This window comes from Variovorax sp. PCZ-1, assembly GCF_018413605.1.
Classification (GTDB): domain Bacteria; phylum Pseudomonadota; class Gammaproteobacteria; order Burkholderiales; family Burkholderiaceae_C; genus JANMDU01.
Window position 1 is genome coordinate 218,205 of sequence record NZ_JAHCDN010000002.1, and the last position, 25,577, is coordinate 243,781.

Here is a 25,577-nt window from a genome sequence, read left to right on the forward strand (position 1 = left end):
TAATGTAGTGCAATGAACTTCTTTCGCAATATGAGCACCCTTGGTATCGCACTCACGATCTCCGTGATCGTGCATGCGGGGCTGCTCACGGTGCGCTTTGTCGATCCTGAACGCTTCAATCGTGTATTTCAGGACACGCCGCTCGAAGTGATTTTGGTGAATGCCAAATCGAATGAAAAGCCAGATTTGGCCAAAGCGATTGCACAGGCCTCGCTGGCAGGCGGTGGTGATTTAGAAACAGGCCGTGCGACCACACCCTTGCCTATTTCTTCGCTTACCAGCTTGGGCGATGCGAATGAAGATATGCAGCGCAAGCTCGAAGCGATGCAAGAGCAACAAATGCTGATGCTCACCACGATCAAGCAGCAATTGGCCGCCCTACCGCCGCCTGACCCTAAGCTGAGTTCGCAAAACACAGAAGCGCAAGCGCAGGAGCAGCGCCGCAAACAACTTCTGCAGTTATTGGCCGAAATTGAAAAACGTATCAACGAGCAAAACGCACGCCCGAAAAAGCGATACATCAGCCCAGCCACGCGCGAGGAGGTGTATGCGATTTACTACGATAGCTTGCGAAGAAAAATTGAAGACCGTGGTACGCAGAATTTCCCTGAGGCTGCAGGCAACAAGCTCTATGGTGAGCTCACGATGATTGTGACTGTTAACCATGATGGACGTGTGTTGGATACTGAAGTGGTAGAAAGTTCGGGTATCACCGCGCTGGATCGCCGTGCGCAAAGCATTGCCAAGGCTGCAGGCCCTTTCGGGAAATTCACCGACGAAATGCGCCGCCGTGCTGATCAAATCGTTGTCGTCTCGCGGTTTAAGTTCACGCGAGAAGAGACGCTGGAAACCAAACTCACTTCACGCTAACTATGCTGCGTATTTTTGGGCGATGGTTGATGCTGGTTGTGATTGCGGGACTTGCCTTGCAATTGTTTTTTGTACTGCGTGTGATCAGCATGCGGTGGATTGATCCGCAATCCACTGCGTTTGAGCGCTCCGAGATGTGGCAGCTTGCAGCGCAGTCTGATAAGGCGTTTGTCTGGAAGCAAGAGTGGCTGCCGTACAGCCAAATTTCAGACAACATCAAACGAGCCGTGATTGCCAGTGAAGATGGTGATTTTTCTTATCATGATGGCGTGGAGTGGGACGCGATTGAGAAGGCATGGCAGCGCAATACCAAGGCAGAGCAACAGGCTGAGCGGCGCAGCAAACGCACTGGCAAAGTCATCGCACCGAAGATTGTGGGCGGTTCGACGATCACTCAACAATTAGCAAAAAACTTATTTCTATCGGGCGAGCGCACATTTTTGCGCAAAGGGCAGGAGTTTGTGATCACCTTTGCTCTCGAAGCATTTGTGCCGAAACAGCGGATTTTGGAGATTTATCTCAATTCTGTGGAGCTGGGTACAGGGGTGTTTGGTGTGGAGGCTGCTTCTCAGCATTACTATCGCAAGAGCGCTTCTAGGTTGTCAGCCTATGAGGCTGCAAGGTTGGCCGTGATGTTGCCTCGGCCGAAGTTTTTTGAGAGGGTGCCGAATTCTGGCTATCTCTCTTCGCGAGCGCAGACGATTGTGGCGCGAATGGGTGATGCTGAGTTGCCTTAAAAACTCGTCGAAATGAGCACTTTGCCGGCATAGAATCTGCGCAGAGTGCTATTAAATTTGTAGTCGCCCAGCATAGCCTGTCATCTCAAGATAGCCGCGTCCCACAAGCTTGCCCTGCGCATCCTGCAGATCGGCCAAGCCTTCCCAATAAACTGTGCCAGTGGAGCTGCGGCTGTCGAGTTCTTGGGCGTTCATCAGCGCGCGAACGGAATACACGCCACGTGAAGTGATCACTTGCCATTGCACGGGGTAGCGGCCAGCACTGCTGGGGCTTTGCCAAATATCGCCTGCTTTGAATTGCACATCGCTAGGTTTGAAGATGGTGGTGGCAGAGGCATCTCGGAAGCTACCGCCTGCCCAAAGCGCGGAGCCATCTTTTCTTCGTAGCTGGAAAGCGGTGAGGCTGCTGCCGTCGAACAGGTTCATGCCGATCCAATCCCAGCCTATTGCTTCTGGGTGCAGGATTTCTTCACTCCATTCGTGATCGAGCCAGGCGATGCCTTGTTGTAGTGTGGTTTGTTGGCCAGCGTGTGTGATGTGGCCTGTGGCGCTGAGTTGAGGTTGACTGTAGTAATAGCTGGCTTGTTTCTCTTCAGGGCCTTTGCGCGAGAGACCTTGATAGCCTTGGAGCAGGAGCGGCTGCTTGGGTATGAATTGCAGGTCGAAGTTGAAATCTTTGGCTTGGATGAGGCTGGTGTAAGCGCCATCTGCACTGCGTTTCAAAGTCCAATCCCGCAGCTTCACATCCGCGGTTTGTTCGCTGGCTTGTGCGATGCCGAAGCCAGCGCGGGCAATGCGTTGGTCGTGCCAGTGCTTTTGCGCGTTGATATCGGTGAGCGCGGCGTGAGCGAAGAGCAGTTGCTTGGCGGCGAAGCGTGAATTGAGCGACTGTGCCGCGTCGATGCGCGAACGAAAGAATGTGATTTGGAAACCTAGTAAGCGCGGTTGGGTGGGCGTACCTGCGTCAAAGTAGCCAGTGAGATACCACCACTCGGTGCGCAGCTCGGGATGCGAGCCGTGATCACGGGGAAAACTCAAAGTCTTCTGAGGCAATGCAAGTACATCGCGCCAAGCCAGCAGGGCAGGAGCCAGCAATGCTGAGCGGCGCAGCATCACCAATCCTCCTTCACAGCGAGTACAGCCTCTCGCGAAGCGGCTGCGCGGCCTGCGAGCCAGGCGGTGATCGTGCCAGCGAGCATGACAGCTGCACCGAGGGTGACTAAACGTGACCAAGGAATGCTCATGTCCATCGTCCAGCGGAAACTCTGAGGATTGACAACGTGAATGAGCACGAGGGAAACAAGCAGGCCGAGCACACAGCCCGCGATGGCGCCAATTGCCGTCCAAGCCGCACCTTCAAGTGCGACAACGCGAAGAATTTGTGAGCGTGTGAGCCCAAGATGCGCAAGCAGACCAAATTCTTTGCGCCGCGAAAGCACTTGCGCAGAGAAGCTGGTGGCAATACCGAAGAGACCAATCGCAATCGCTACAGCTTGCAGCCAATAAGTCACAGCGAAACTGCGGTCAAACATCTTGAGCGAGATGCTGCGGATCTCAGCACTGCTGGCGAATTCCACCAAATTGGCAAGCTGTGCATCTTGGCTATAAATTTGGCGTATCTTCGCTTGCAGTGCAGTCTCATCACTGCCTGCTTTGGGCCAAATTGCTAAGTCATTGATGCGCGCATCGCCTGAGAGCTGCTGATACTGCGCTTGATCCATCACGACAGAGCCAAACTGCCGCACGTAATCGCGCCACACACCGGCGACATAGAAAGTTGATACTTGCGTATTTGCTATAGATTCAGTAGCACTTTGCGCAGTATCTATGCCGGCTACAAGCCATTTTTGATCATAAATCTGCCCTGGAGCAGCTTGATGCAGCTGCAGCATCGCCTCGCTCACGAACAGAGGAATCGCATTCGCAACAGGGGGTGGAAAGACTTCGCCCACCAGCGGCAGCTCTTTGGCCGCATCTTGCAGGGACAAGGGGCGAGCGATGAGTTGCACATCGGGTAGCGCTGTACCCACATTCAGATTGCGCAAACGCAGCCCTTGCACGCGCTCCACTTCTGGCAGGGCAGATAAACGCTGCAGCATCTCAGGCGGGAAATACAATCCCTGCGCGGTTTGTGTAGAGGAGGTGAGCCGCGCATACAGCGGCGCGGGGAGCATGGTATCGAGCCAGGTGCTTACCGAGACGCGGAAGCTGCTGACCATCACTGTGAGCGCCACGCCGAGGCTGAGCGCTGCCACCACACCACTGACGGCGACGACTGCCACCTCACGCATGCGCCGCGCACGCTCCACCGCGAGCAGGGCTAAGGCATGCGAAGCCACGTAAGGCGATAGCCTGTCGTAGAGCAAACTCACGGCCCAAGGCAGCAAGCCCATGCCGCCCACGAGCAGCATGCCGACGGCGAGGTAAGCTGCAATTGGCATGCCAAACAGCGGTGGAGCCCAGGATAATATTGCGCCAAGTGCTATTAAAAACAGAGCTAACCAAGGCTTGCGCTGCTTTGTGTGTGCAGTACCTAAGCCCTTCAGGGTTTGCGCCAGCGGCAAGCTTTGTGCAGCGCGTGCTGGCCACCATGCGCCTGCCAAGGCTGCCAGCCAGCCAAGTGCGGCATATATCAGCGCGGCGATCCAACTCCATTGCAAAGGCGGCGTGGCTCTGGAGAAATAGCCGCCACCTAAATCACCACCGAGCGCTTTCAAGCCTAACGCAGCCAGCCCCGCACCCAGCGCGATGCCTAAAGCGGCACCCACGAAGCCGAGCAAGCTCGCTTCAATCAAGACGAGTTGCAAGCGCTGCCGCGCCGTCAAGCCCAGCACGCCGAGCAAAGCCAATTGCTGCCCACGCTTGGCGATAGCCAGTGTGTGCACGGAATACACCAAAAACGCGCCAGTGAACAGCGCCACCAAGGCCAGCACGGTCATGTTCACCCGGTAGGCGCGAGAGAGTTGATCGCTTCGCTCGTTGGCATCACTTGGCTTGGTCAGCAGTAAACCCTCTGGCAATTGAAGAGCAGCCAGCGTGGCGCCTGGGCGCAAACGCAGATCAATTGTGCTGAGCTGCCCGTTCAGTCCAAACGCATCTTGCATTGCGCCCAAATCCATCACGATGATCGGCGCGCCAGGTGCCCCTATGCTGCCTGCCACATCCAAAGTTTCGATGCGATTGCCATTGACGACTCGAAGCTCGTTACTTCCAAAGGCTTGCAGCGCAGCAGCATTCAGAAATGCTTGGCGGGGCGCAAAAACTGCAAAGCGCTCTGATGCCTCCTTGGGGCGTGGCATCAGAGCGGGAGAGATGCTTGCAACAGACAGCGCATCCACACCAATCACGCGCACACTTCGCTTCTTGCCCTGCATATCGATGGCATAAGTAGACAACTCTAATGCCGGACTCGCCAGCTCGACGCTCTCTTGCGCTGCGATTTTTTCTAGGGCTGTTTCATCAAAATTCCCCGCGCCGCGCACGCTCGCATCGGGCTGGCCTTGCACTGATTGCAGTGCCGAAGAAAATTCGGAGAGCGCACTCGCATTGATCAAGTGCACAGAAAAAGCCAGAGCTACGCCGAGCGCGATGCTCGCCAACGCCGCCGCATAGCGCCAAGGATGCTGGCGCAGCTCTTGCCAGGAGAAACTGCGCAACAGCTCAAGCATGCGCTATACCCAGTGTGACATCTTGTTTGACGCCTTGCGCTGTGAGATGCAGCACGCGGTCTGCGCGCTCAGCTGCGGTTTGTGAATGCGTAACGAGGATGAGGGCTGCGCCGCTGGCCTTGGTTTGTGCGATCAGAGCATCCATGACTTTTTCTGCCGTGCTGGGATCGAGATTGCCTGTGGGCTCGTCCGCGAGTACGAGCGCTGGCGCATGCACGAGGGCGCGGGCGATGGCCACGCGCTGCAGCTGGCCGCCGGAGAGTTGTTGGGGCAGACGAGCACCTAAGCCTTCTAGGCCGACAGCTTGCAGCATCGCATTGACACGCGGTGTGATCTGCGCTGGTTTTGATCCAAGCAAGAGTAAGGGCAAGCCGATGTTTTGCGCCACATCGAGATGCGGCAACACATGAAAAGCTTGGAAGACGAAGCCCACAGATTTGCGGCGCCACATGGCGAGTTGTTCATCGTTCATAGCGCCCAAGTCTTCGCCTTGCACATGAAGAGAGCCTTCGCTCCAATGATCCAAGCCGGCCATGCAGTTGAGCAAGGTGGATTTGCCCACGCCTGAATCGCCCACGATGGCGACGAATTCACCAGGATTCACAGAAAAGCTCACACCTGAGAAAACGGCTGTCTCGCCATAGCGTTTGGCCAGGCCTTCGATGTTGACGATGCTGCCGCTCACTTTTTGGTGTCCGCCTTATTGTCAGTCTTCAGTTCAGGATTCAAGGCTTGACCAGAGGCTCGTTTGGCTTCAATTTCTTGCACGGTTTTTTCTAAAGCAACAAAGCGCGCACTCGTGGCAGGGTGGCTGGCGATCATGCCGCGTTGGCTGATGCCGGCGGGGTTGGCCGCTGCCATACGCCGCCAAAATTTGGGTGCATCTTTGATCTCGATGCCTGCTCTTGCTAAAACATACAAGCCCACATAATCGGCCTCAGCTTCAAAGGCGGGGCTGTAAGACAGCGCGATCGCTGCGCCCAACGCGCCTTGCGTGGGGACACCTCTGCTTGCGGCGATGATCTCGGCGATCGTGCCCAGCACATTGTTGCGCTGGCTGGCTTCGATGTGCCCCATGAAATTATGGGCGAGCTCATGGCCGATCACGATGGCCAGCTCGTTGTCGTTGGCAAAGCGCAGCATGCCGCGAAAGATGGCGATGGCTTTGCCATCGGCATAGGCGTTGAGCGATTCTTGCATCACGAGGAAGGCTGGAAAATCGCAGGCTTTGATGGGTGTGACACTGGCTGTCGCCGTTTGCACGCCGCTGGCGGCTTGGCGTGAATAGACCGTGACGATTGGATCAGGCTTCTTGAGCCACTCTTGCGCGCGTTTGCCGAGCTCTGCGGGCGCTTCTTTGGTGTTGGGAATCACGAAGCCATTCACGCTGATGATGCGATCTCCGCGCTTCAGACCTGCCAGATCAGCCGGTGAGCCGGGGATCACGTGCAGCAGGCCCAGCTCGTTGCCCGAGATGCCGAGGTATTTGGTGACCACGGGCTCATAGTCTTTGCCATAAGCACCTGCGCTGGTAAACGTCGCGCCTGTGTCAAAGCGGGTTTTGTCTTTGCACAACTCGGTAGCGTTGAGCAAAATCGGTTGCGCCACGCGCTTGATGCGCAGCTCGTCTTCTAAGAAGCCTTCAAAGGCCAGCTCGCGCTGCAGCATGGCTTCGGCTTCTTCCGCTTTTTTGTCGATCTCCACGGGCCGAGTGGTCGTACCTGCGCATGCGGCGAGTAGGGCAGATAGCAGCAGAGTGAAAAAGATCTTCATAGCCAAGACTCTATCAACACCAGAGCATCCTGCACTGCTGTGGGGCTGTCTGCGGCGATGACGTGTTTGTTAAATGCCGGTGGCTGCATGGCGCGCTGCCAAGTAATTTGCCGCTTGGCGAGCTGGCGCGTGGCGGCGATGCCTTTTTCTTTGAATTCAGCCTCGCTAGATAAGCCATCGAGCATGTCCCAAGTTTGTCGATAGCCCACGCAGCGCATGGAGGGCAAATCCAAATGCAGATCAGCTCGCGCCTTGAGCTGGCGCACCTCTTGCACCAAACCGGCTTGCAGCATCTGCTCAAAGCGCTGCGAGATGCGCTCGTGTAGCCACGCGCGGCTCGTCGGCTGCAAGCTGATGATCGGTGTATTTGCTATTGAATCAATAGCACTTTGCGCAGATTCTATGCCGGCAAATTGCCGATTTTGATCATTTTTTTGATGATAAAACGAGAGCGGCTGACCACTGGCGCGATACACCTCCAGCGCCCGCTGAATACGCTGTGAATCATTCGGCGAGAGGCGTGCTGCGGTGATGGCATCTACCAAAGCAAGCTGCGCGTGCATAGCTGGCCAGCCAAGTCTTGCTGCTTCTTCATCAATCTGAGCGCGAATCTCAGGCGTGGCTGCTGGCATCGCGTCCATGCCTTCGATCAGGGCTTTGAAATACAGCATCGTGCCGCCCACGAGCAAAGCGAGTTTGCCGCGAGCGTTGATTTCCGCGATCAAGCGCGTAGCGTCTTGTACAAACTGGGCAGCGCTGTAACTCTGTGTTGGATCAAGAATATCAATCAAATGATGCGGTACGAGAGCCTGCTCTTCGCGCGAAGGCTTGGCTGTGCCGATGTCCATCCCGCGATAGACCAGCGCAGAATCCACACTGATGATTTCGCAGGGAATGTCTTGTGCCACCTGCATTGATAGTGCCGATTTACCGCTGGCGGTAGGACCTGCAATACAAATGGCTTTAGGTTTTGCTGAGCTTGCCATACCGCTGCACCAAAACCCAGGCCACCGCCACGATCAGCAGCCCCCAAAAGACAATGCCCCATACCATCGGGCGCACGGTGCCATCCATCGTCTGGCCCAGCACGAAGCCGGTAGCAAAAGCGCTGAGCATCATCAAAAAGCCAGCCATCGCTGAGGCCGCGCCTGCTGCCTGCGGAAACGCTGCCGCACTACCCGATTGCCCAGCAGGTTGATGAAAGCCATGGCCGATCATGAAGACGAATTGACACACAGCCAATGCAATAACGCTGCCAGGAGCGATGAACAGCACCGTGCTATACATCAGGCAGGCCAAAAGCGTGATCCAGCCTCCGATCCAGAGCATGTGCTGCACACCATGCCGAGCTAGCACGCGTCTGCTGAGAAATGTGCCCAGCACGTAAAAAGCAGACATACCCACCATCACAGCGCTGTACACCCATTGCCCCGCTGCCAGCACCTGCAAATACACAAACGACGAGGTCGCCAAAAAAATAAACAAGCCGCAATAGGAAGTGAGGGCGAGGAGGGCATACGTCCAGAATTGAGGGTGCGCCAAAATACCACGCCAAGTGCTGATCAGGATGGCAGGTTGCAAGGCCGCAGAATTACGCCGCTGATTGGTTTCTTCAAATTTCAAGAGAGTGAGCGCCAATGTGGCAGCGCCATACACCGCCAGTGCCAACAAGGCAAAGCGCCAGCCGAAGTAGGTATTGATCAAGCTGCCAATTGGCACACTGAGCACGGCAATCACACCCAGCCCAGACAAGCCTTTGCTCATCAGGCGAGCCGCCTCTTCAGGCGCATACAAGTCACGCCCCATCGCACGCGCGCACATCACGACCGCGCCCATAGCCGCCCCTTGGCAAGAGCGCCAGAGGATCAATGCTTCCACATTCGCCACCAAAGCGCTTCCTACGCTGGCGAGCACATACAGCACCAAACCAATGATCAATACCGGCTTGCGGCCGTATTTATCGGAGACGGGCCCCCAGATCAATTGCGAGATGCCAAAACTGAGCAGCAAAGCAGACAAGGTGAGCTGCGCCTGCGGCATCGAAGCGCCCAGCGCAGCGGTCATGCTGGGCAATGCAGGCAAATACAGATCGGTGGTGATGGGCTGGAGGCCGAGAAAGAGACTGGTGAACCAGACGATGAGCGCGGCGGGCATCTGAGATTGAGGGACAGTTTTAGAGTGCAAGCTTAGAGTTTAACGTCAACCCCCGTGGGCGGAGTTCGTTACACTGCTGGCCTGCTGTTATTTTCGAGAGAGAGGGAAACATGAAATTCAACACCGTTATTTATGCCGCTGCATTGGCCGTCACTGGTCTTTGCTCAAGCGCCATCGCACAAGCCACTGCCCAACCCAAAGCCGAAGTCACGCTGTATTTTCAGCATTACTGGCCACAAACTTCGCTTACGGTGAAAGAACTCGTCACGCCATGGTGCGAGAAAGTCTCTAGCGAAAGTCAAGGCCGAATGAAATGCGTCACGCTTCCCGCAATGAGCGGTGGCGGCACGCCTGCGCAATTGGTCGATCGCGTGAAAGAGGGCGTGGATGATCTCGTGCTCACCGTGCTCGGCTACACCCCTGGGCGCTTCCCGCGCATGGAAGTGTTTGAGTTGCCTTTCATGACACGTAATGCAGAAGCCGCCTCCAAAGCCGCTTGGGAATTCATGAACAAGCATGCGATGCAAGAGTTCACTGGCATGAAAGTGCTGGGCATGTGGGTGCATGACGAAGGTCAGATTCACACCAAAGACAAAGCCATTCGCACGCTCGAAGATTTCAAAGGCATGAAGATGCGCGCCCCTTCAAGAGAGACAGCCAAGCTCTTACAAGCTCTGGGTGGCCAAGCCGTAGGCATGCCGATCACTGGGGTGACAGAAGCCATCACCAAAGGCACGATCGACGGCACGATGGTGCCCTGGGATGCTGCTACATCCTTCCGTATTCACGAAGCGGCCAATATCCACACCGAAACGCCAGAGGGCAGCCCGGCGCTTTATACGATTTCGCTGATGTTTGCGATGAATGAGAAAAAATACAACTCGCTCAGCCCGGAACTCAAAGCCGTGATTGACCGCAACTCTGGCGCGCAGCTCTCCGCTCGCATGGGAAAAATGTGGGACGACAGTGCTGCGCCCGCGCGCGCCAAAGCCAAAGCCGCTGGCAATCAGTTCTACACCTTGCCTGCGCCAGAAGTGGCTCGCTGGGTAGAGGCGGCCAAACCAGTGCAAGCCGGTTGGATGATTGACATGCATAAACGCGGCATTGATGGGCGTTTGATGTTTGATGAAGCGAAGGCGATGTTGGCTAAATACGAAGCGCCCACATCTAGCAAAGCCGCGACCAAGGCGAAAGCTACGAAGGTTTCAACTCCAGCGAAAAAAGCGCCTTGATCGCCTCGCGGTATTGCGTTCGACCGATGCTGTTGGTATTGTGATGCGAGCCACCTTGAACTAACTCGAAACGCTTGGGGCTCGCTGCGGCTTCGTACAAGCGTTGCCCCAGCGCGGGAGCAATCACACGATCCTCACTGCCGTGAACAACGAGGATCGGCGAGCCAATTTTTGCGACTTTCTTCTCAGAATCAAAACGCTGAGAGATCAGCCATCCCAAGGGGAGCCAGCCCCACTTCAAGGTGTTGAAGACATCAGGAATCGAGGTGAAAGTTCCCTCGACTATCGTGCCACGCTCGTCGCTCACTTTGCTGGCCAAATCAATCGCAATTGCGCCACCTAATGAATGCCCAAAAATCAGGCGTGGCTGATTGGGATATTTTTGAGCAATCCAATTCCAAGCGGCTTGCGCATCCTCATACGCCTTGTCTTCAGAGGGTGGCTCGGCCTCACTCTTGCCAAAGCCCCGGTAATCCACCGCCACCACATTGAAACCGAGATCACGCATGCGCTCAATGCGCCAAGCGCTGCCCACCACATTCCAACGCGCGCCATGCAAGTACAGCAACACCGGCTTGGCAGGGTCATTGCCATTGATCAGCAAATGCAGCTTGGTCGGTTTGCCCGTCTCTTTGGAATCAAACGTGACCCAAGCCTCATCCATGCCAGCGGCCATCTCAGCGGTGTTGCCCCAAGTGCGATCAGTTGGGCTGAAAATCCATTCGCCTTGCTTTTCATGAAGCGCTGTGCAACCTGCAAACAATGCCGTGGAGAGCAGGGCTGTGATTGTGAGGCGAACGAGATTTTTGCGCATGGAATGCATGACTCACTCGGTTGCACAAAAGTTCAGCGTCCGCGCAGGAAAAGCGCGTCTAATTCTTTGATGCTGATTTGTCGCCAGGTGGGACGACCATGGTTGCATTGGTCGCTGCGCTCGGTGGCTTCCATTTGACGCAGCAGGGCATTCATCTCTTCCAGCGTGAGCACGCGGTTGGCGCGCACTGCACTGTGGCAGGCCATGGTGGAGAGAATTTCGTGCTGTGCTCTCTGGATCACGGTGCTGGCATCATGCTGCGCAAGCTCGCCCAAAACGCTGCGAGCCAGCTCTACCGCATCGCCTTTCGCCAGCGTGGTGGGCACGGCGCGCACGGCCAGCGTCTTCGCAGAGAAGGCGCTGATGTCGAGGCCGAGTTGTTCTAGGGTGCTTTGGTGCGCTTCGGCTGTCGCTACTTCTACAGGCGTGGCGGCGAAAGTGGCGGGGATGAGCAGAGGTTGAGAGGCGATTCGCGCCGCATCGATTTGCGTTTTCAATCGCTCATACACAATGCGCTCGTGCGCGGCATGCATGTCGATGATGACCATGCCTTGCGCGTTCTGCGAGAGGATGTAGATGCCATGAAGCTGCGCGATGGCTTTGCCCAGCGGCCATACCTTGGATGCATCTTCGCTTGTAGTGATCGGCGCGAAAGTGGGGGCAGAGTTTGAGGGGCTGTTTGTTGTGACGGTTTGCGAGGAAGATGGCCAAAGCTGAGCCACATCACGTACCTCATTCATTCCTAAATTAATAGCACTCTGCGCAGAGTATGCGCCGATATACTGCTGATTTCTCTTAAAAATATCGGGTTCAAAAGGGCTTGGAGCAACTTGAGTGGGAATCAAACCCTGCTCTGCTTGCGCCGCTTGCATCGCGCTCCTGGGCGCAGCCAGTACACCATGCACCGCATGCCGCACCGCTTGATGAATCTCGCGTGAATCCCGAAAGCGCACTTCAATTTTTGTGGGATGGACATTCACATCCACACGCGCCGGATCAATCTGTACAAAAAGCACATACACCGGCTGCCGCCCGCCGTGCAGCACATCTTCGTAGCTGCTGCGCACGGCATGCTGCACCACCTTGTCTCGTACAAAGCGGCCGTTCACATAAGCGTACTGCTGATCTGCGCGTGAGCGAGCGGCATCAGGCAGACCGGCAAATCCAGTGACGCGCACTGCGCCCTCAAAGTGATCTATGGCAAGCGCTGCCTCAATAAAGTCATCGCCTAACACATCTTGAACACGCTGCTTCGCATCCGCAGCGCGCCACTGCTCTAATAATTTTCCTTCATGCCATACCGCAAAGCCCACATCAGGCCGTGCCAGTGCATGGCGGCGAATGGACTCCAGGCAATGCGAAAGCTCGGTGGCATCGCTCTTTAAGAATTTGCGGCGCGCGGGTGTGGCGAAAAATAATTCTTTCACTTCAACCGTCGTACCCTGTGCACGTGCAGTTGGCGTGAGCTCGCCAGAGCGACCATCGAGCAACCAAGCGGTGATTTTAGAGTCATTTTGGCCACTAGCCAGCGAAGAGATTGCGCAGTCAGCTATTGAATTAATAGCAGCTAGCGCCTCGCCACGAAAACCCATTGTGCCCACGGATTCCAAATCAGAGAGCGTAGAAATCTTGGAAGTGGCATGCCGCTTGAAGGCGAGCGGTAACTGGCCACGCGGAATGCCGCAGCCATCGTCCTCCACAATGATCGCTCGCACGCCGCCGCCCAATAGCCGCACAGTGATCTGCGCAGCGCCCGCATCCAGCGCGTTATCCACCAACTCACGCACCACAGAAGCAGGCCGCTCCACCACTTCGCCTGCTGCGATTTGGCTGATCAATTCATCGGGCAGCTCGCGGATGACGGGTGAGGGTGGAGAAAAGGGGGCATTCACAAGTAGATTTTAGTGGAGCAGTGATAAGCTAGCTTCGTGTTGATAACTTCTTAGGGAGCACAACGATAATTCGATTAACACCCAACACGGTTCAGTTGCCCAAGTATTTTTGGGCTCTGTTTGCTTTGTATTCCGTGGCGAGCCTCACGCATTTTGTGCATAACGCGGAGTTCATTGCCATTTATCCCAATATGCCAAGCTGGATCACGCGCGAGACTGTGTATTTGGCTTGGCTTGCGATTGGCTGTTTAGGCTTAGCGGGACTCTTGATGTGGCGCTTTCGATTATTCGCCTTGGGCATGTTATGCATGGGTGCTTATGGCGCCCTGGGTATTGACGGGCTGGCGCATTACACCTTAGCGCTGTGTGGTGAACATACCTTAGCGACCAACTTCACGATTTGGTTTGAGGTGATCACAGGTTTTGTGCTGTTGATCGTTGCGGGGATGTGGCTGGGGCGCTGGGTTTCGGAATTTATCTCATCGCGTCACAGCTCTGGGTTGTGATTGGGTTGTTTTACGCAGCGACATAAAGGAGGAGACGGCGAAGCCGGCGGGGGACAGTCGCGGAGTAGAACAGCCCAAGCGCAACCGTAGCCGCGCTACATCAGCAAGATGTTCAGGTTTTATTCTTAGGCACCCGCCCCATCAAGTAAAACTCAGGATTGGGCATCATTCCGCTGAACGATGCCATGCGGTTGGATAGGCCAAAGAAGGCCGTGATCGCAGCAATATCCCAGGCATCTTCGTCGTTGAAACCATGCGCATGCAAAGCCGAAAAGTCAGCATCATTGATTTGATCTGAATGCTGGCACACCTTCATCGCGAAATCCAGCATGGCTTTTTGGCGTGGCGAAATCTCGGCTTTCAAATAATTCACAGCCACCTGATCGGCCACCAAAGGCTTCTTCTCATAAATCCGCAAAATCGCACCATGCGCGACCACGCAATACAGGCAATGATTCGCCGCGCTGGTGGTGGTAACGATCATTTCTCTATCACCCTTGGTGAGCCCTGATTCACGCCCGACTGTCTCGGGCACCATCAAGGCATCGTGATACGCAAAAAATGCGCGCCACTCGGCGGGGCGACGGGCGAACGCGAGAAACACGTTCGGAATGAAACCGGCTTTTTCTTGCGTTTCAAGAATGCGAGCCTTGATGTCTTCGGGCAACGTGTTGAGGTCTGGGTGAGGGTATCGTGTATTCATGATGGCATGATAGAAGTTTTTTGAAAGGTACACCATGAGCAAGATTTCTCCCGAACCCAAAGGCGATCCGATTTATGACAAAGGCTTGGCACGTCGTAAGGCAGTGTTGGGTGAAGAGTATGTCAACGGCGCGTTTGCGCGCTCAACAGACTTCACTGCGCCGCTGCAAGAGCTCGTTACGCTTCACGCTTGGGGCAACACATGGCAACGTGAAGGCATTTCCCTCAAAACACGAAGCATCGTGACGGTATCGATGTTGGTCGCCATGGGCAAGATGCATGAGCTGAAAATCCATGTGCGTGGCGCGCTCAATAACGGCGTCACACCCCAAGAGCTTCAAGAGATTTTTATGCACGCTAGCGTGTATTGCGGCTTTCCGGCGGCAGTAGATGCATTCCGTACGGCATCCGAAGTGATCGACGCGAAGTAAAAGCCTTCAATAGAAAGACGGCTCGCCTGGCGGGCGGGTCTTGAAGCGCTTGTGAACCCAGTAATACTGATCCGGCGCTTCTGTCACAAGCTCTTGTAGCTCGCGGTTCATTCTTACGGTATCGGCACGCGCATCTCGCGTGGGGAATTGCTCCCATGGCGCAGAAAAATTCACTTCATAGCCCGTGCTTGTCATGGTGTTAGCGAGCGTGATGACTCGCGCTTTGCACAGCCGCGCAAAGCGCGAGAGTGAAGTCACTGTCGCGGCATTCACATCGAAGAATGGCACGAATTCTGCCCCATGGCTGCCGAAATCCATGTCCGGCAGCAAATACAAAGCCTCGCCGGACTCCACCGCAGCAGCGATTTCTCGCACGCCTTCCATGCGCGCAAACAGTCGCAGGCCACCAAAGCGCTCTCGACCTTGTCTGATCCAATCGTCCACCACCTCATTACGCTGGCTAGAATAGATGCTGCACAGGGGGCGAAGCTGCTCTTTGGTGATGGCTACACCACCAGCGTCCAGTCCCACGAAATGCGGCGAGAAAAGCACCAAGCGTGGTTCTTCACGAAGGGCATTCACATCCCCGGTGATTTGCAAGCGCGTGGCCAATTGCGCACGCGTGCCATGCCAAAGCCAGCTTCGATCCAGCCAAGCTTGCGCAAAGCGCACGAAGACTTGGCGTTCAAGTGCGAGGCGCTGCTCGAGCGGCAACTTTGGAAAACAAAGAGAGAGGTTGGTACGCACGATTTTTCGGCGAGGCCAAACGAGTAGATACAGAACTTGCCCCAGTAGCCAGCCCATACCTCGAACAAATGGCAGAGGCAGCGGTGCGATGAGGCGCATGAAGAGCACTCCACCATGGCTGAAGATACGCGACAGAAACTTCATCATCAGAGAGATCCTGGTGGCGACAGCATATCATCCGCGCGCGGTTGCTTGTAGCGCGCATAGCCCCACAGATATTGTTTGGGGCATTCGCGCACCAAACTTTCCATAGCGGCGTTGATTTGCGCTGCTGATTGCTCTGGTGTATCAGAAAGCTCTTTGGCGAATGGTCGCAGATGCACGCAATAGCCTTTGCCTCCGGGCAGACGCTCTCCCCAAGCGAGCAAGATAGTGGCTCCAGTTTGCTTGACAAGTCGTGCTGGCAAGGTCATGCTGTAAGCGGGTTGGCCGAAGAATGAAGACCATACTCCCAAGCCAAGGGGCGGAACTTGATCTGGCAAGATGCCAAGCGCCTGTCCACTGCGCAACGCTTTCACGAGGGTCTTCACGCCGGCAAGTGTGGCTGGCGCAGCAGTCAAGCCGGATCGATGGCGCGATTGGCTCATCAAGCTTTGCAGCCAGGCTTTGCGAGCAGGACGGTAGAGCACCGTGATGGCTTTACCTTGGGGAGCGTAGCGTTGTGCATAGGCTTGCGCCGTGACTTCGAAGCAGCCCAAATGCGGTGTAAGAAATACGATGCCCTTACCACTGGCATGCGCTTCATCAATCAGCGATACACCATCCCATTGGATCGGCACAGGCGCTCCCCACCACAAGCGCGGCAGTTCGGCGACCATACGGCCTGCATGCGCTACTGAACCGCGTACTTGGGATGGTGTGTAACCAGCCAAGCGCGAATTCGTCGCAAAACGGCGGCGATAGGTGGGGGATAACATGTAAGCCAGCCAGCCCAGTGCTGCGCCTAAGCCATGCAGTAGAGGCAGCGGCAGGCCAGCGAGTGACTTGAACAGGGATTCCATCAAATTTGTTAAAATATTGTTGTCGCTGAGTTAAACCGAGCAACTTGCAGAGCGACGTTAAATCTATCTGCTAAAGCGTTCGCCAAGCACTCAAGAGCATTCAAGAGTTTGCGGCAACGCAGATTCATCAACATTGGAGTGTTACACAAATGGCGAACGATTTTCTCTTTACCTCTGAATCCGTCTCAGAAGGCCATCCCGATAAGGTGGCTGATCAGATTTCTGATGCGATTCTGGACGCAATTTTCAAGCAAGACCCCCGCAGCCGCGTCGCTGCGGAAACGCTGTGCAACACCGGCCTCGTCGTTCTCGCTGGTGAGATCACCACCAACGCCAACGTCGATTACATCCAAACCGCGCGCGACACCATTCAGCGTATCGGCTACGACAACACCGATTACGGTATTGACTACAAAGGCTGCGCCGTTATGGTCTGCTACGACAAGCAGAGCAATGACATCGCCCAAGGTGTGGACCACGCCTCTGATGACCACCTCAACATCGGCGCGGGCGACCAAGGCCTAATGTTTGGCTACGCATGCGATGAAACGCCAGACTTGATGCCAGCGCCGATTTACTACGCGCACCGCTTGGTCGAGCGCCAAGCCCAATTGCGCAAGAGCGGCAAGCTGCCCTTCCTGCGCCCTGACGCGAAGAGCCAAGTGACGATGCGCTATGTGGACGGCAAGCCTCACAGCATCGATACCGTGGTGCTCTCCACGCAGCACGATCCCGATCAAAGCATCGACATGAAGACCCTCAAGCCCAGCTTTTACGAAGCTGTGATTGAAGAAATCATCAAGCCCGTGCTGCCCAAAGAGTGGCTGCAAAACACCAAATACCTGATCAACCCCACGGGTCGTTTCGTGGTGGGTGGCCCTCAGGGCGATTGCGGCCTGACTGGTCGCAAAATCATCGTAGACACCTACGGCGGCGCATGCCCGCACGGTGGCGGCGCGTTCTCCGGTAAAGATCCATCCAAAGTGGATCGCTCTGCCGCTTATGCTGCCCGCTATGTGGCGAAAAACGTGGTGGCGGCAGGCTTGGCCAAGCAATGCCAAGTGCAGGTGGCTTATGCGATTGGCGTGGCCAAGCCGATGAACATCACGGTGTATACCGAAGGCACTGGCGTTATATCTGACGACAAGCTGTCCGCTCTCGTGGCTGAGCATTTCGATCTGCGCCCGAAAGGCATCATCCAGATGCTCGATCTGCTGCGCCCGATCTATCAGAAGACGGCTGCTTATGGCCACTTCGGCCGTGATGAGCCGGAGTTCACTTGGGAGCGTACGGATCGCGCCGCAGCTCTGCGGAACGCAGCAGGCCTGTAAGGCTCGTTGCTCAGCAGCGAACTGCGGGCGGGGGAGCGCTCACCATCGGGAAGCGATGTGATGCGTTCACCACAAGGCTGCTGCACTTAAAGCGGCTGCTGGTCTGTAAGCTAGGTTTTTCCTATTCAAGAGCCCGCTTCATGCGGGCTTTTGTGTTTTTGTCTCCCTACTTCTGAGGATGAAGTTTCCCCAGCATTTGCTTACAGTGAGTTTTGATCCATTCACGAGGAGCTGTCGATGAAAACTACACGAGGTCTTATTACTCTATGTGTGCTTGCCGGTCTATCGGCGCTGGCACAAGCGCAGAGTGTTCCAAAGATCAAAGACGGCGATAAATTGGCTGTTGATTTTTCGACCTATGACACCCGAGGCAGAGAGGTCTACGTCGCCAAGGTCGATAAGATCGATTCATCGGTCAGCATGCAAGAGAAAACCTATACCTGGACATCGCCTCTTTCAACCACGATCTATCAACGCGGTACGCATACGATCACAGATCGTGCGCCGCCAGGGGGTGCGATGCAAGAAGTTCCCGAAAAGCAGCGATTCAGCTGGTTTCCTGCAGGCGGGGATTTCAGCAAAGTGCAGAGTGGTTCAGTTGGAATTCACAATCAGCGTTGTGGCGAAGGTACTTTCAAATATGAGGCTGCATCTGCACCAGTCAAGTTCAAAATCAGTATCGCTGGTCAAGCCTTAGAGTTGAATGGCCAAGAAGTCACGTTCAAAGGCAAATGGACCAACACCTGCGGCACGGGTGATCAAGTCATTCGCTATGTGTATTCTCCGGATCTTGATTATGTTGTGGAGCGCGATCTCAAGGTGTTTCAACCCAATGCAATTTTGAGCACTGGGAACAACGTGAAAGTGACGGCGGTGAACTGAAGCTATTGCTATCTGCGCGACTTTCCTCCGCAAAAACCCGCTTGACGCGGGTTTTTGTTTTGATGACAGTCATGGTTTTGTCATTCAAAAGATTCGGAGAAACCATGAAAAAGTACATTCTCACAGCCTTGGCTGCAGTTGCCAGTTTGCTGGCCGTGAACGCGCAGGCTCAGGACGCTTGTCCTCATCGCGGTGATTTGGATGCGCTGTATTGCGATGCGAATAAAGATTTGCTCGCTGATGTGCCCAAAGATGCTTCCAAACTGAAGAATCCCTCCACACTGATCTTCACCTACACACCTGTGGAAGACCCTGCGAAGTACGAAAACATTTTCAAGCCTTTCACCGATTACCTCGGCCAATGCACAGGCAAGCGCGTTGTGTTCTTCCAAGTGCAAAACAATGCCGCGCAAATCGAAGCCATGCGCTCGGGGCGTTTGCATGTGGGTGGTTTCTCCACAGGCCCCACGGTGTTTGCCGTGAACAAAGCGGGTGCGATTCCGTTTGCTGTGAAGGGCGATGCCAAAGGCTATCAAGGCTACAACCTGATCACGATTGTGAAGGCAAGTAGCCCGTTCAAAACCGTGGCAGATTTGAAGGGCAAGAAAGTGGCGCACACCTCGCCATCATCGAACTCTGGCCATCTTGCACCGCTCGCTCTCCTGCCTGCGCAAGGCTTGGCGCCTGGCAAAGATTACGAGATCAAATTCTCCGGTAAGCACGATCAATCCGTGCTCGGCGTGAACACGGGCGACTACGACGCCGCGCATGTGGCCAGCGATGTCTTTGAGCGCATGGGTGATCGCGGGCAGATCAAGGAGGCAGATTTCCGCGTGCTCTATCGCAGCCAAATCTTCCCCACATCGAGCTTTGCCTATGCGCATGATCTCGCGCCCGAGCTGGCCACCAAGATGCTGAAATGTTTTGCAGACTATCGCTTCCCAGACGATATGAAAAAGAATTTTGATGGCGCGGATCGTTTCGTCGGCATCACCTATGCCAAAGATTGGGATGTGGTGCGCACAGTCGATAAAGCTGCTGAACAAGCGAAGAAGTGATTCGCCAACTTCATGGCGACTTCACTTCATATCAAGGGACTGGTTAAAGAATACGTCCCAGGCAAACCTGTGCTCAAAGGCATTGATCTGCAATTCAATGCCGCCCAACTCGTGGCCATTATCGGCCCGAGCGGTACAGGGAAATCGACCCTGATTCGCTGCATCAATCGTTTGGTGGAGCCCACCTCAGGCAGCATTGAACTAGATGGCAGTAATCTTGTGAACTTGCGCGGTGACGCACTGCGCGCCGCGCGCTCACGCATCGGCATGGTGTTTCAGGAATACAACCTCGTGGAACGCCTCTCGGTGATGGAGAATTTGCTCACGGGTGTCTTGGGTCGCACGAGTGCTCTGAAAGCGTGGTTACGCAAATTCGATTCAGCAGATATTCAAAAAGCATGGGAGACACTGGCGATTGTTGGTCTGCAAGATTTCGCTAACGCACGCGCTGATTCGCTCTCAGGTGGTCAGCGCCAGCGCGTGGGTATCTCGCGCGCCGTGATGCAATCGCCTTCGCTGCTACTCGCTGATGAGCCCACCAGCTCGCTCGATCCGAAGACTTCGGTAGAGATCATGGAGCTGTTGCGCAATGTGGGTGAGCAGCGCGGTATTCCAGTGATTGTGAACATGCACGATGTCGATCTGGCCAAACGCTTTGCTGCTCGCATCGTGGGCATGAGTGGTGGGCATGTGGTGTATGACGGCGGCGCAGAGGGCTTGAATGATGAGGTGCTCAAGCAAATCTATGGTGGTGAATCATGGTTATCTGCGTGATGCCTCTGTCTGATTACTATCAAAATAGTAGCACTTTGCGCAGATTTTACGCCGCCGAAGTGCCATTTTCGCTTAAAAAATGAGCGCTGTACCTGTACACATTCGCCCGTACCGCATGAGCACGCAAGCGCGCTGGGGCGCGCTCGTGCTCTTCATCATCTTTGCCTGGGCGCTCAGCCGCATTGATATTTCTTGGGCGCGTTTTCTGCTCGGTACAGAGAATGCTGCGAAGTTCGTCGGTCGCATGTTTCCGCCGATTTTTAATCCGCGTGATGAGCTGATCAAAGGTATGTGGGAGACAGTGCAGATCGCGATTTTGGCTTCTGCGCTTGGGTTGCTGCTTTCGCTTCCCGTGGGCTTGCTGGCTGCGCGCAATCTCATGCCCGCGTGGGTCACATGGCCTGTGCGTCTCTTCATTACGCTGTGCCGTACCTTTCATCCTGTGATCGTGGCGATTGTGTTTGTGAAAGCCGTGGGCTTTGGCGCACTCGCTGGCATTTTGGCTTTAACGGTGGCTTCGATTGGCTTCCTCGGCAAACTTTTCACCGAGGCGATTGAAGAAATCTCCATGAAGCAAATCGAGGCTGTGCGTGCCACGGGCGCGAGCTTTGCCAATGTGCTTACTTTTGCCGTTGTGCCGCAGGTGATTTATCGCTTTATCGGCTTCATCGCCTATGAGGTGGACAGCAATTTGCGCAATTCCACCATGGTCGGTATCGTCGGCGCGGGCGGTATTGGCGGCACGCTGTTTGCCGCTTTCCAGCGATTTGACTATGATTTTGTATTGGGCATCGTGATATGCATCATCGCGCTCATCATGCTGGGCGAAGTGCTGCAAATCGCGGTGAAGAAAGTGTTTAAGCAATGAGCACTTCTTCAATCGATAAAGAATGGCAGCGCTTCACGCCGCAAGAGCGTTTGCAGCGTTTCACAGTTTATGCCTTGTGCCTGCTAGCGGTGGTCGTCTCGTTCAAAGCAGTGAACGTGATTCCTGAGTTCCTCTACGATGCCCACACACAGATGAAAGATCTGCTCGTGCGCATGTGGCCGATTGAATTCAAGTTTTACTACACGCCGCAAAACACCGGTGCGCAAACGGTACATCAAGCCTTGATGGATACCCTGGCGATTGCTTTCCTTTCTACGGCCTTAGGCATCTTGCTCGCCACGCCGATTGGCTTTCTCGCAGCAAGAAACATCAACAAAATCTGGTGGCTCAATGCGATAGCCCGCTTCATCTTGGTGGCCACTCGCAGTATCTCCACCTTGCTCTGGGCGCTGTTCTTCGTGGCCATGTTTGGCCCCGGCGCGCTCGCGGGCACTTGCGCGATAGCCTTCCACAGCATCGGCTTCATTGGCAAGATGCTCTCTGAAGCGCTGGAAGAGAGCAACAAAGGCACGATAGAAGCGCTCACGGCCACGGGTGCGCCTTGGTACAGCCGCATCGTCTATGGCTATTGGCCGCAGGTGCAGCCAGCGTTTGCCTCCATCGCATTGTTCCGCTGGGATATCAATGTGCGTGAGAGCGCTGTGCTCGGTTTGGTAGGCGCGGGCGGTATCGGCATGGCACTCAATGCGGCCATCGATGTGTTTGAATGGGATCGCGTCGCGCTTGTGCTACTGGTGATCTTTTTGGTCGTCGTCGCTGCAGAAATTGTTGCAACGCAACTGAGAAAGCGTTTGATCTGAGCCAGACCCGAACAAACATCACAAATTCCGAGTATTTCTTGAGCTCCAGAATTTAAATCATGCCTTAGGTACACTAAGGCATTCATTTGCACTATTTTTTGATTAGCACTCTTCATGGCCACCAACGAACAGATTCTCGATGCGCTCAAAAGCGTGATTGATCCCAATACTGGCAAAGATTTTGTTGCCAGTAAATCCATCAAAAACTTGCAGGTGACAGACGGCGATCTAGCCTTTGATGTTGAGCTGGGCTACCCCGCCAAGAGCCAGATTCCTGCGTTTCGCAAAGCTTTGATCGCAGCGGCCAAGGGCGTGGCTGGCGTGGATAACGTTTCTTGCAACGTGACCACAAAAATAGTTGCGCATGCAGCGCAGCGTGGCGTGGCGCTCATGCCCACAGTGAAAAACATCGTGGCCGTGGCTTCCGGCAAAGGCGGCGTGGGCAAGAGCACCACCACGGTGAACCTAGCGCTTGCGCTGGCTGCCGAGGGCGCGCGCGTGGGTATTTTGGATGCGGATATCTATGGCCCCAGCCAGCCGATGATGATGGGCATCGAGGGCCGCCCCGAGAGTGAAGACGGCAAGACCATGGAGCCGATGGAAAACTACGGCGTGCAGGTGATGAGCATTGGTTTCCTCGTGAATCAAGACGAAGCCATGATCTGGCGCGGCCCCATGGCTACGCAGGCGCTGGAGCAACTGATTCGCCAGACGAATTGGAAAGACCTAGATTATTTGATCGTGGACATGCCACCTGGCACAGGTGATATCCAACTGACCTTGAGCCAACGCGTGCCCATGACAGGCGCAGTAATCGTCACCACGCCGCAAGATATTGCTTTGCTCGATGCGAAAAAAGGCGTAGCGATGTTTGAAAAAGTCGGCGTGCCGATTTTGGGCGTGGTCGAAAACATGTCCGTCCACGTCTGCGAAAAATGCGGCCACACCGAGCATATCTTTGGCGAAGACGGCGGTAAACGTTATGCAGCAGAGAAGGGTATTGATTACCTTGGTGCACTGCCGCTGAACCTTAGCATTCGCGTGAACGCAGACAGCGGCCGGCCGACGATGGTGACTGATCCTGACGGCGAAATCGCTGGTATTTACAAAGCAGTTGCTCGCCAAGTAGCCATCAAAATTGCTGCAAAGGCTAAAGATTTCTCATCGAAGTTTCCTTCAATCAAGATCAGTAAAGACACCTGATTTTTAAGCCTTTTTGCCATGTAGCCGGCATCTAGACTGCGCTAAATGCTATCTAATTTATAGTGAATCTGTGCGCTTTGAAACGCTCATGAAGGCCAATTTCATCGATGCATCATCGCGGCTGATTCGACGTGAGGCAGCTTGACGAGGCGCCTAGTCGTTCAGAACAGCCGTGCTGTGTGATTGCAGAAACTCTGTCACCATCACACACTGTGCTGGCACATTAAGTGCAGGGGCGTGACCACAGCCTGCAATTTCTTCTACGCGCAGTAGCCCGAGTCGCCCGGGCCCGCGCGTGTGCATGCTTGCCACCACCGCGCGGCTCACCAAATCAGAGCGTTCACCGCGCAGGCAGAGCACAGGAATATCGATGGCATCGTAGTGCTGCCAGATCAAATAATCATTGGGATGTGCCGTGAATTGTTGCACCATGGCGGGATCATAGTGCGGCGTGATGCGCCCATCAGGCAAGCGGCGCACCGAGGTTTCTGTGAGGCGCAGCCATTGCGTATCGCTGAGCCAGCCGTAAGGTTCATACACGGTCTTGAAGAAAGCTTCAAGCTCAGTGACCGTTTCAAAAGCAGGCGGCTGGCCCGCATAGGCACGGATGCGCTCCAGTGCTGCGGGAGCTAACTCGGGCGCATTGTCGTTCAGCACCAAGCTACGGATGCGCCCCTTCAACAGCCCTGCTGCGCATACGGTGCCAATCGCACCGCCCATGGAAGTGCCCACCCAATCCAGATGATCAATCTGCAATTGATCGAGCAAGCTCTGAGCGATTTGTGCGTAAAAGGAAAGCTGATACTCCTGCGCGGGCAGCGGGCTCCATTGGCTCAGGCCTCGGCCAATGGTGTCTGGGCAAATCACGCGGTAGCCGGCTTGCACCAGCCAGGCCGCGAGATCATCCATGTCTCGCCCCGTGCGCGCTAGCCCATGCCAAGCCACGACCACGGGCGCGTCCGCATCGCCCCAGTCCATGAAATGAATTTCGCGCCCTGCGCAGCGCAGGTAGCGTGATTGCATCGATGCGCTCATGCTTTCAGCTCCTTGGCCGCGCTGCGCTCACGCAAACGCCCGACCACACCCGTGGGGAAGTAATACACCGAGAGCACAAACAAGAGCCCGAGCCAGAGCAACCAACGATCTGGCGACAGCAAGGCAGACAGCATCGACACACTCGAAGCTGCTTCGCTGCCCAATCGCAAAATATCTTGCAAGTAACTTTGCGCCACCAAGAAGATAGCTGAGCCAATCAATGCGCCATAAACCGTGCCCATGCCGCCAATCACCACGATGAGCAACACATCCATCATGATTTCAAATGACAGTGAAGTATCTGGCCCGTTGTAGCGCAGCCAGAGAGCGAGCATCGCTCCTGCTAGGCAAGCAAACAGCGCTGAGGCAATGCTGGAGATGGTGCGATAGACCACCACACGGTAGCCAATGGCTTCGGCGCGAAATTCATTTTCACGAATGGCTTGCAGCACGCGGCCAAAAGGCGAGTTCACAATACGCAGCATAGCCAGCAGCAAGACCACTGCTACGACGAACAAGAGGTAGTAGCACACGAAGCGCCCATTGATATCCACACCCAGCAAGGGGCTCTCCAGCAACTGAAATCCGGGCGACAAGATTTCTGGCACTTTGAAGGTGAGCCCATCTTCACCGCCGGTCACTTCCGAGAGTTGCGAAGCAAGCGTCTGAAAAGCGGCAGCAAATGCCAGTGTGATCATGGAGAAGAAAATTGCTCGAACGCGTAGAGAAAAGAGGCCAATTGCGAGTGCCAACACAAAAGACACTGCCAGCGCGCCAGCCAGCCCGATGGCCAATGCTTGCCAGCTCGCGCCCCAACGCGTCGAAGCAATCGCAATGCCATACGCGCCAATGCCAAAAAACATGGTGTGCGCAAAGCTCACAATGCCGGTGTAGCCCAGCAGTAAATCAAAGCTGGCTGCCAACACCACAAAGATCAAAATCTTCGCGGCTACATCCATTGCTTTGATGCCTGGAAAGAGGAAGGGCGCAAAAGCCAAAGCCAAGGTAATAGCAGCCAGTACAACAGCTAACACGCGGCTGCGCGGCAAATCATGAGAGAGAAGTCTGTGCAACATGG

General features: G+C 55.1%; 25 protein-coding genes. 12 read left to right on the forward strand and 13 right to left on the reverse strand.

Annotated elements, in window-relative coordinates:
* Positions 1–12 precede the first annotated feature (12 nt).
* Both KIH26_RS11150 and mtgA read left to right on the forward strand, forming a co-directional pair.
* Positions 13–870, forward strand: a complete 858-nt coding sequence (locus KIH26_RS11150) for an energy transducer TonB (protein ID WP_213445234.1) — start codon at positions 13–15, stop codon at positions 868–870.
* 5 nt (positions 871–875) lie between these two features.
* A complete protein-coding gene (gene mtgA, locus KIH26_RS11155) occupies positions 876–1,607 on the forward strand; it encodes a monofunctional biosynthetic peptidoglycan transglycosylase (RefSeq protein ID WP_213446012.1) in 732 nt (243 codons plus the stop codon).
* A 51-nt stretch (positions 1,608–1,658) separates the two neighbouring features.
* On the opposite strand, the gene KIH26_RS11160 is transcribed toward mtgA, so the two are convergent.
* From KIH26_RS11160 to KIH26_RS11185, 6 genes are read right to left on the reverse strand one after another with little or no spacing between them, the layout of a single operon-like run.
* A complete protein-coding gene (locus tag KIH26_RS11160) occupies positions 1,659–2,720 on the reverse strand; it encodes a lipocalin-like domain-containing protein (RefSeq protein ID WP_213445236.1) in 1,062 nt (353 codons plus the stop codon).
* Positions 2,720–5,275 carry an ABC transporter permease gene (locus KIH26_RS11165; protein WP_213445238.1) on the reverse strand — a complete coding sequence of 852 codons (2,556 nt, stop codon included), beginning with the start codon at positions 5,273–5,275 and terminating at the stop codon, positions 2,720–2,722. Before KIH26_RS11165 ends, KIH26_RS11160 begins: the two co-directional genes overlap by 1 nt.
* Positions 5,268–5,960 (reverse strand): ABC transporter ATP-binding protein, encoded by a 693-nt coding sequence (locus KIH26_RS11170; RefSeq protein WP_349627870.1) that lies wholly within the window; start codon positions 5,958–5,960, stop codon positions 5,268–5,270. The genes KIH26_RS11165 and KIH26_RS11170 overlap by 8 nt, the downstream gene beginning before the upstream one ends.
* Positions 5,957–7,048 carry a M48 family metalloprotease gene (locus tag KIH26_RS11175; RefSeq protein WP_213445240.1) on the reverse strand — a complete coding sequence of 364 codons (1,092 nt, stop codon included), beginning with the start codon at positions 7,046–7,048 and terminating at the stop codon, positions 5,957–5,959. The genes KIH26_RS11170 and KIH26_RS11175 overlap by 4 nt, the downstream gene beginning before the upstream one ends.
* A complete protein-coding gene (gene miaA, locus KIH26_RS11180; RefSeq protein WP_213445242.1) occupies positions 7,045–8,034 on the reverse strand; it encodes a tRNA (adenosine(37)-N6)-dimethylallyltransferase MiaA in 990 nt (329 codons plus the stop codon). The genes KIH26_RS11175 and miaA overlap by 4 nt, the downstream gene beginning before the upstream one ends.
* Positions 8,012–9,202, reverse strand: coding sequence for a Bcr/CflA family efflux MFS transporter (locus tag KIH26_RS11185; protein WP_213445244.1), 1,191 nt, complete (start codon positions 9,200–9,202; stop codon positions 8,012–8,014). Before KIH26_RS11185 ends, miaA begins: the two co-directional genes overlap by 23 nt.
* A 110-nt stretch (positions 9,203–9,312) precedes the next feature.
* Between KIH26_RS11185 and KIH26_RS11190 the strand changes: the two genes are divergently transcribed.
* Entirely contained in the window at positions 9,313–10,434 is a 1,122-nt protein-coding gene (locus KIH26_RS11190; protein WP_213445245.1) for a TRAP transporter substrate-binding protein, read from the forward strand.
* Here KIH26_RS11190 and KIH26_RS11195 read toward each other — a convergent pair.
* Complete coding sequence (locus KIH26_RS11195; protein WP_503005166.1) at positions 10,397–11,257, reverse strand: alpha/beta hydrolase; 861 nt, start codon at positions 11,255–11,257, stop codon at positions 10,397–10,399. The genes KIH26_RS11190 and KIH26_RS11195 overlap by 38 nt on opposite strands.
* A 23-nt stretch (positions 11,258–11,280) precedes the next feature.
* Positions 11,281–13,140 carry a DNA mismatch repair endonuclease MutL gene (gene mutL / locus KIH26_RS11200; protein ID WP_213445247.1) on the reverse strand — a complete coding sequence of 620 codons (1,860 nt, stop codon included), beginning with the start codon at positions 13,138–13,140 and terminating at the stop codon, positions 11,281–11,283.
* Between the two features lie 95 nt (positions 13,141–13,235).
* Here mutL and KIH26_RS11205 point away from each other — a divergent pair, with 95 nt between their 5' ends.
* A complete protein-coding gene (locus tag KIH26_RS11205; RefSeq protein WP_213445249.1) occupies positions 13,236–13,646 on the forward strand; it encodes a hypothetical protein in 411 nt (136 codons plus the stop codon).
* A 112-nt stretch (positions 13,647–13,758) separates the two neighbouring features.
* Here the strand turns inward: KIH26_RS11205 and KIH26_RS11210 are convergent, their stop codons facing one another.
* Positions 13,759–14,349, reverse strand: coding sequence for a peroxidase-related enzyme (locus tag KIH26_RS11210; RefSeq protein WP_213445251.1), 591 nt, complete (start codon positions 14,347–14,349; stop codon positions 13,759–13,761).
* Positions 14,350–14,383: 34 nt separating this feature from the next.
* Here KIH26_RS11210 and KIH26_RS11215 point away from each other — a divergent pair, with 34 nt between their 5' ends.
* The gene (locus KIH26_RS11215; protein ID WP_213445253.1) at positions 14,384–14,779 is read left to right on the forward strand and encodes a carboxymuconolactone decarboxylase family protein; all 396 of its coding nucleotides are present in this window, start codon (positions 14,384–14,386) and stop codon (positions 14,777–14,779) included.
* 6 nt (positions 14,780–14,785) lie between these two features.
* On the opposite strand, the gene KIH26_RS11220 is transcribed toward KIH26_RS11215, so the two are convergent.
* Together KIH26_RS11220 and KIH26_RS11225 are read right to left on the reverse strand one after the other, a co-directional pair.
* Complete coding sequence (locus KIH26_RS11220) at positions 14,786–15,673, reverse strand: lysophospholipid acyltransferase family protein (protein WP_249661168.1); 888 nt, start codon at positions 15,671–15,673, stop codon at positions 14,786–14,788.
* Positions 15,673–16,527 carry a lysophospholipid acyltransferase family protein gene (locus KIH26_RS11225; protein ID WP_213445256.1) on the reverse strand — a complete coding sequence of 285 codons (855 nt, stop codon included), beginning with the start codon at positions 16,525–16,527 and terminating at the stop codon, positions 15,673–15,675. The genes KIH26_RS11220 and KIH26_RS11225 overlap by 1 nt, the downstream gene beginning before the upstream one ends.
* A 149-nt stretch (positions 16,528–16,676) precedes the next feature.
* On the opposite strand from KIH26_RS11225, the gene metK reads away from it, so the two are divergent.
* From metK to apbC, 7 genes are all read left to right on the forward strand, one after another.
* Positions 16,677–17,858 carry a methionine adenosyltransferase gene (metK, locus tag KIH26_RS11230; protein WP_213445257.1) on the forward strand — a complete coding sequence of 394 codons (1,182 nt, stop codon included), beginning with the start codon at positions 16,677–16,679 and terminating at the stop codon, positions 17,856–17,858.
* 237 nt (positions 17,859–18,095) lie between these two features.
* The gene (locus KIH26_RS11235) at positions 18,096–18,740 is read left to right on the forward strand and encodes a hypothetical protein (RefSeq protein WP_213445259.1); all 645 of its coding nucleotides are present in this window, start codon (positions 18,096–18,098) and stop codon (positions 18,738–18,740) included.
* Positions 18,741–18,844: 104 nt separating this feature from the next.
* Entirely contained in the window at positions 18,845–19,798 is a 954-nt protein-coding gene (gene phnD, locus KIH26_RS11240) for a phosphate/phosphite/phosphonate ABC transporter substrate-binding protein (protein WP_213445261.1), read from the forward strand.
* A gap of 12 nt (positions 19,799–19,810) precedes the next feature.
* The gene (phnC, locus tag KIH26_RS11245) at positions 19,811–20,572 is read left to right on the forward strand and encodes a phosphonate ABC transporter ATP-binding protein (protein ID WP_213445263.1); all 762 of its coding nucleotides are present in this window, start codon (positions 19,811–19,813) and stop codon (positions 20,570–20,572) included.
* A 79-nt stretch (positions 20,573–20,651) separates the two neighbouring features.
* Positions 20,652–21,440, forward strand: a complete 789-nt coding sequence (gene phnE, locus KIH26_RS11250) for a phosphonate ABC transporter, permease protein PhnE (protein WP_213445265.1) — start codon at positions 20,652–20,654, stop codon at positions 21,438–21,440.
* Positions 21,437–22,261 carry a phosphonate ABC transporter, permease protein PhnE gene (gene phnE, locus KIH26_RS11255; RefSeq protein WP_213445267.1) on the forward strand — a complete coding sequence of 275 codons (825 nt, stop codon included), beginning with the start codon at positions 21,437–21,439 and terminating at the stop codon, positions 22,259–22,261. Before phnE (KIH26_RS11250) ends, phnE (KIH26_RS11255) begins: the two co-directional genes overlap by 4 nt.
* Positions 22,262–22,375: 114 nt before the next feature.
* Entirely contained in the window at positions 22,376–23,464 is a 1,089-nt protein-coding gene (gene apbC, locus KIH26_RS11260; RefSeq protein ID WP_213445269.1) for an iron-sulfur cluster carrier protein ApbC, read from the forward strand.
* Positions 23,465–23,617: 153 nt separating this feature from the next.
* Here apbC and KIH26_RS11265 read toward each other — a convergent pair whose 3' ends face one another.
* Together KIH26_RS11265 and KIH26_RS11270 are read right to left on the reverse strand one after the other, a co-directional pair.
* Positions 23,618–24,499, reverse strand: coding sequence for an alpha/beta fold hydrolase (locus KIH26_RS11265; RefSeq protein ID WP_213445270.1), 882 nt, complete (start codon positions 24,497–24,499; stop codon positions 23,618–23,620).
* On the reverse strand, positions 24,496–25,575 hold the full coding sequence (locus KIH26_RS11270) for a branched-chain amino acid ABC transporter permease (RefSeq protein WP_213445272.1): 1,080 nt from the start codon (positions 25,573–25,575) through the stop codon (positions 24,496–24,498). Before KIH26_RS11270 ends, KIH26_RS11265 begins: the two co-directional genes overlap by 4 nt.
* Positions 25,576–25,577: the final 2 nt, after the last annotated feature.

Coding starts and splice junctions, on each gene's coding strand:
- phnD (WP_213445261.1), top strand. CDS start 18,845: ATGAAAAAGTACATTCTCACAGCCTTGGCTGCAGTTGCCAGTTTGCTG.
- KIH26_RS11215 (WP_213445253.1), top strand. CDS start 14,384: ATGAGCAAGATTTCTCCCGAACCCAAAGGCGATCCGATTTATGACAAA.
- KIH26_RS11265 (WP_213445270.1), bottom strand. CDS start 24,499: ATGAGCGCATCGATGCAATCACGCTACCTGCGCTGCGCAGGGCGCGAA.
- phnE (WP_213445265.1), top strand. CDS start 20,652: ATGAGCGCTGTACCTGTACACATTCGCCCGTACCGCATGAGCACGCAA.
- KIH26_RS11235 (WP_213445259.1), top strand. CDS start 18,096: ATGAAAACTACACGAGGTCTTATTACTCTATGTGTGCTTGCCGGTCTA.
- KIH26_RS11195 (WP_503005166.1), bottom strand. CDS start 11,257: ATGCATTCCATGCGCAAAAATCTCGTTCGCCTCACAATCACAGCCCTG.
- KIH26_RS11150 (WP_213445234.1), top strand. CDS start 13: ATGAACTTCTTTCGCAATATGAGCACCCTTGGTATCGCACTCACGATC.
- KIH26_RS11225 (WP_213445256.1), bottom strand. CDS start 16,527: ATGGAATCCCTGTTCAAGTCACTCGCTGGCCTGCCGCTGCCTCTACTG.
- KIH26_RS11190 (WP_213445245.1), top strand. CDS start 9,313: ATGAAATTCAACACCGTTATTTATGCCGCTGCATTGGCCGTCACTGGT.
- KIH26_RS11270 (WP_213445272.1), bottom strand. CDS start 25,575: ATGTTGCACAGACTTCTCTCTCATGATTTGCCGCGCAGCCGCGTGTTA.
- KIH26_RS11210 (WP_213445251.1), bottom strand. CDS start 14,349: ATGAATACACGATACCCTCACCCAGACCTCAACACGTTGCCCGAAGAC.
- KIH26_RS11220 (WP_249661168.1), bottom strand. CDS start 15,673: ATGATGAAGTTTCTGTCGCGTATCTTCAGCCATGGTGGAGTGCTCTTC.
- KIH26_RS11160 (WP_213445236.1), bottom strand. CDS start 2,720: ATGCTGCGCCGCTCAGCATTGCTGGCTCCTGCCCTGCTGGCTTGGCGC.
- miaA (WP_213445242.1), bottom strand. CDS start 8,034: ATGGCAAGCTCAGCAAAACCTAAAGCCATTTGTATTGCAGGTCCTACC.
- metK (WP_213445257.1), top strand. CDS start 16,677: ATGGCGAACGATTTTCTCTTTACCTCTGAATCCGTCTCAGAAGGCCAT.
- apbC (WP_213445269.1), top strand. CDS start 22,376: ATGGCCACCAACGAACAGATTCTCGATGCGCTCAAAAGCGTGATTGAT.
- KIH26_RS11175 (WP_213445240.1), bottom strand. CDS start 7,048: ATGAAGATCTTTTTCACTCTGCTGCTATCTGCCCTACTCGCCGCATGC.
- phnC (WP_213445263.1), top strand. CDS start 19,811: ATGGCGACTTCACTTCATATCAAGGGACTGGTTAAAGAATACGTCCCA.
- KIH26_RS11165 (WP_213445238.1), bottom strand. CDS start 5,275: ATGCTTGAGCTGTTGCGCAGTTTCTCCTGGCAAGAGCTGCGCCAGCAT.
- KIH26_RS11185 (WP_213445244.1), bottom strand. CDS start 9,202: ATGCCCGCCGCGCTCATCGTCTGGTTCACCAGTCTCTTTCTCGGCCTC.
- phnE (WP_213445267.1), top strand. CDS start 21,437: ATGAGCACTTCTTCAATCGATAAAGAATGGCAGCGCTTCACGCCGCAA.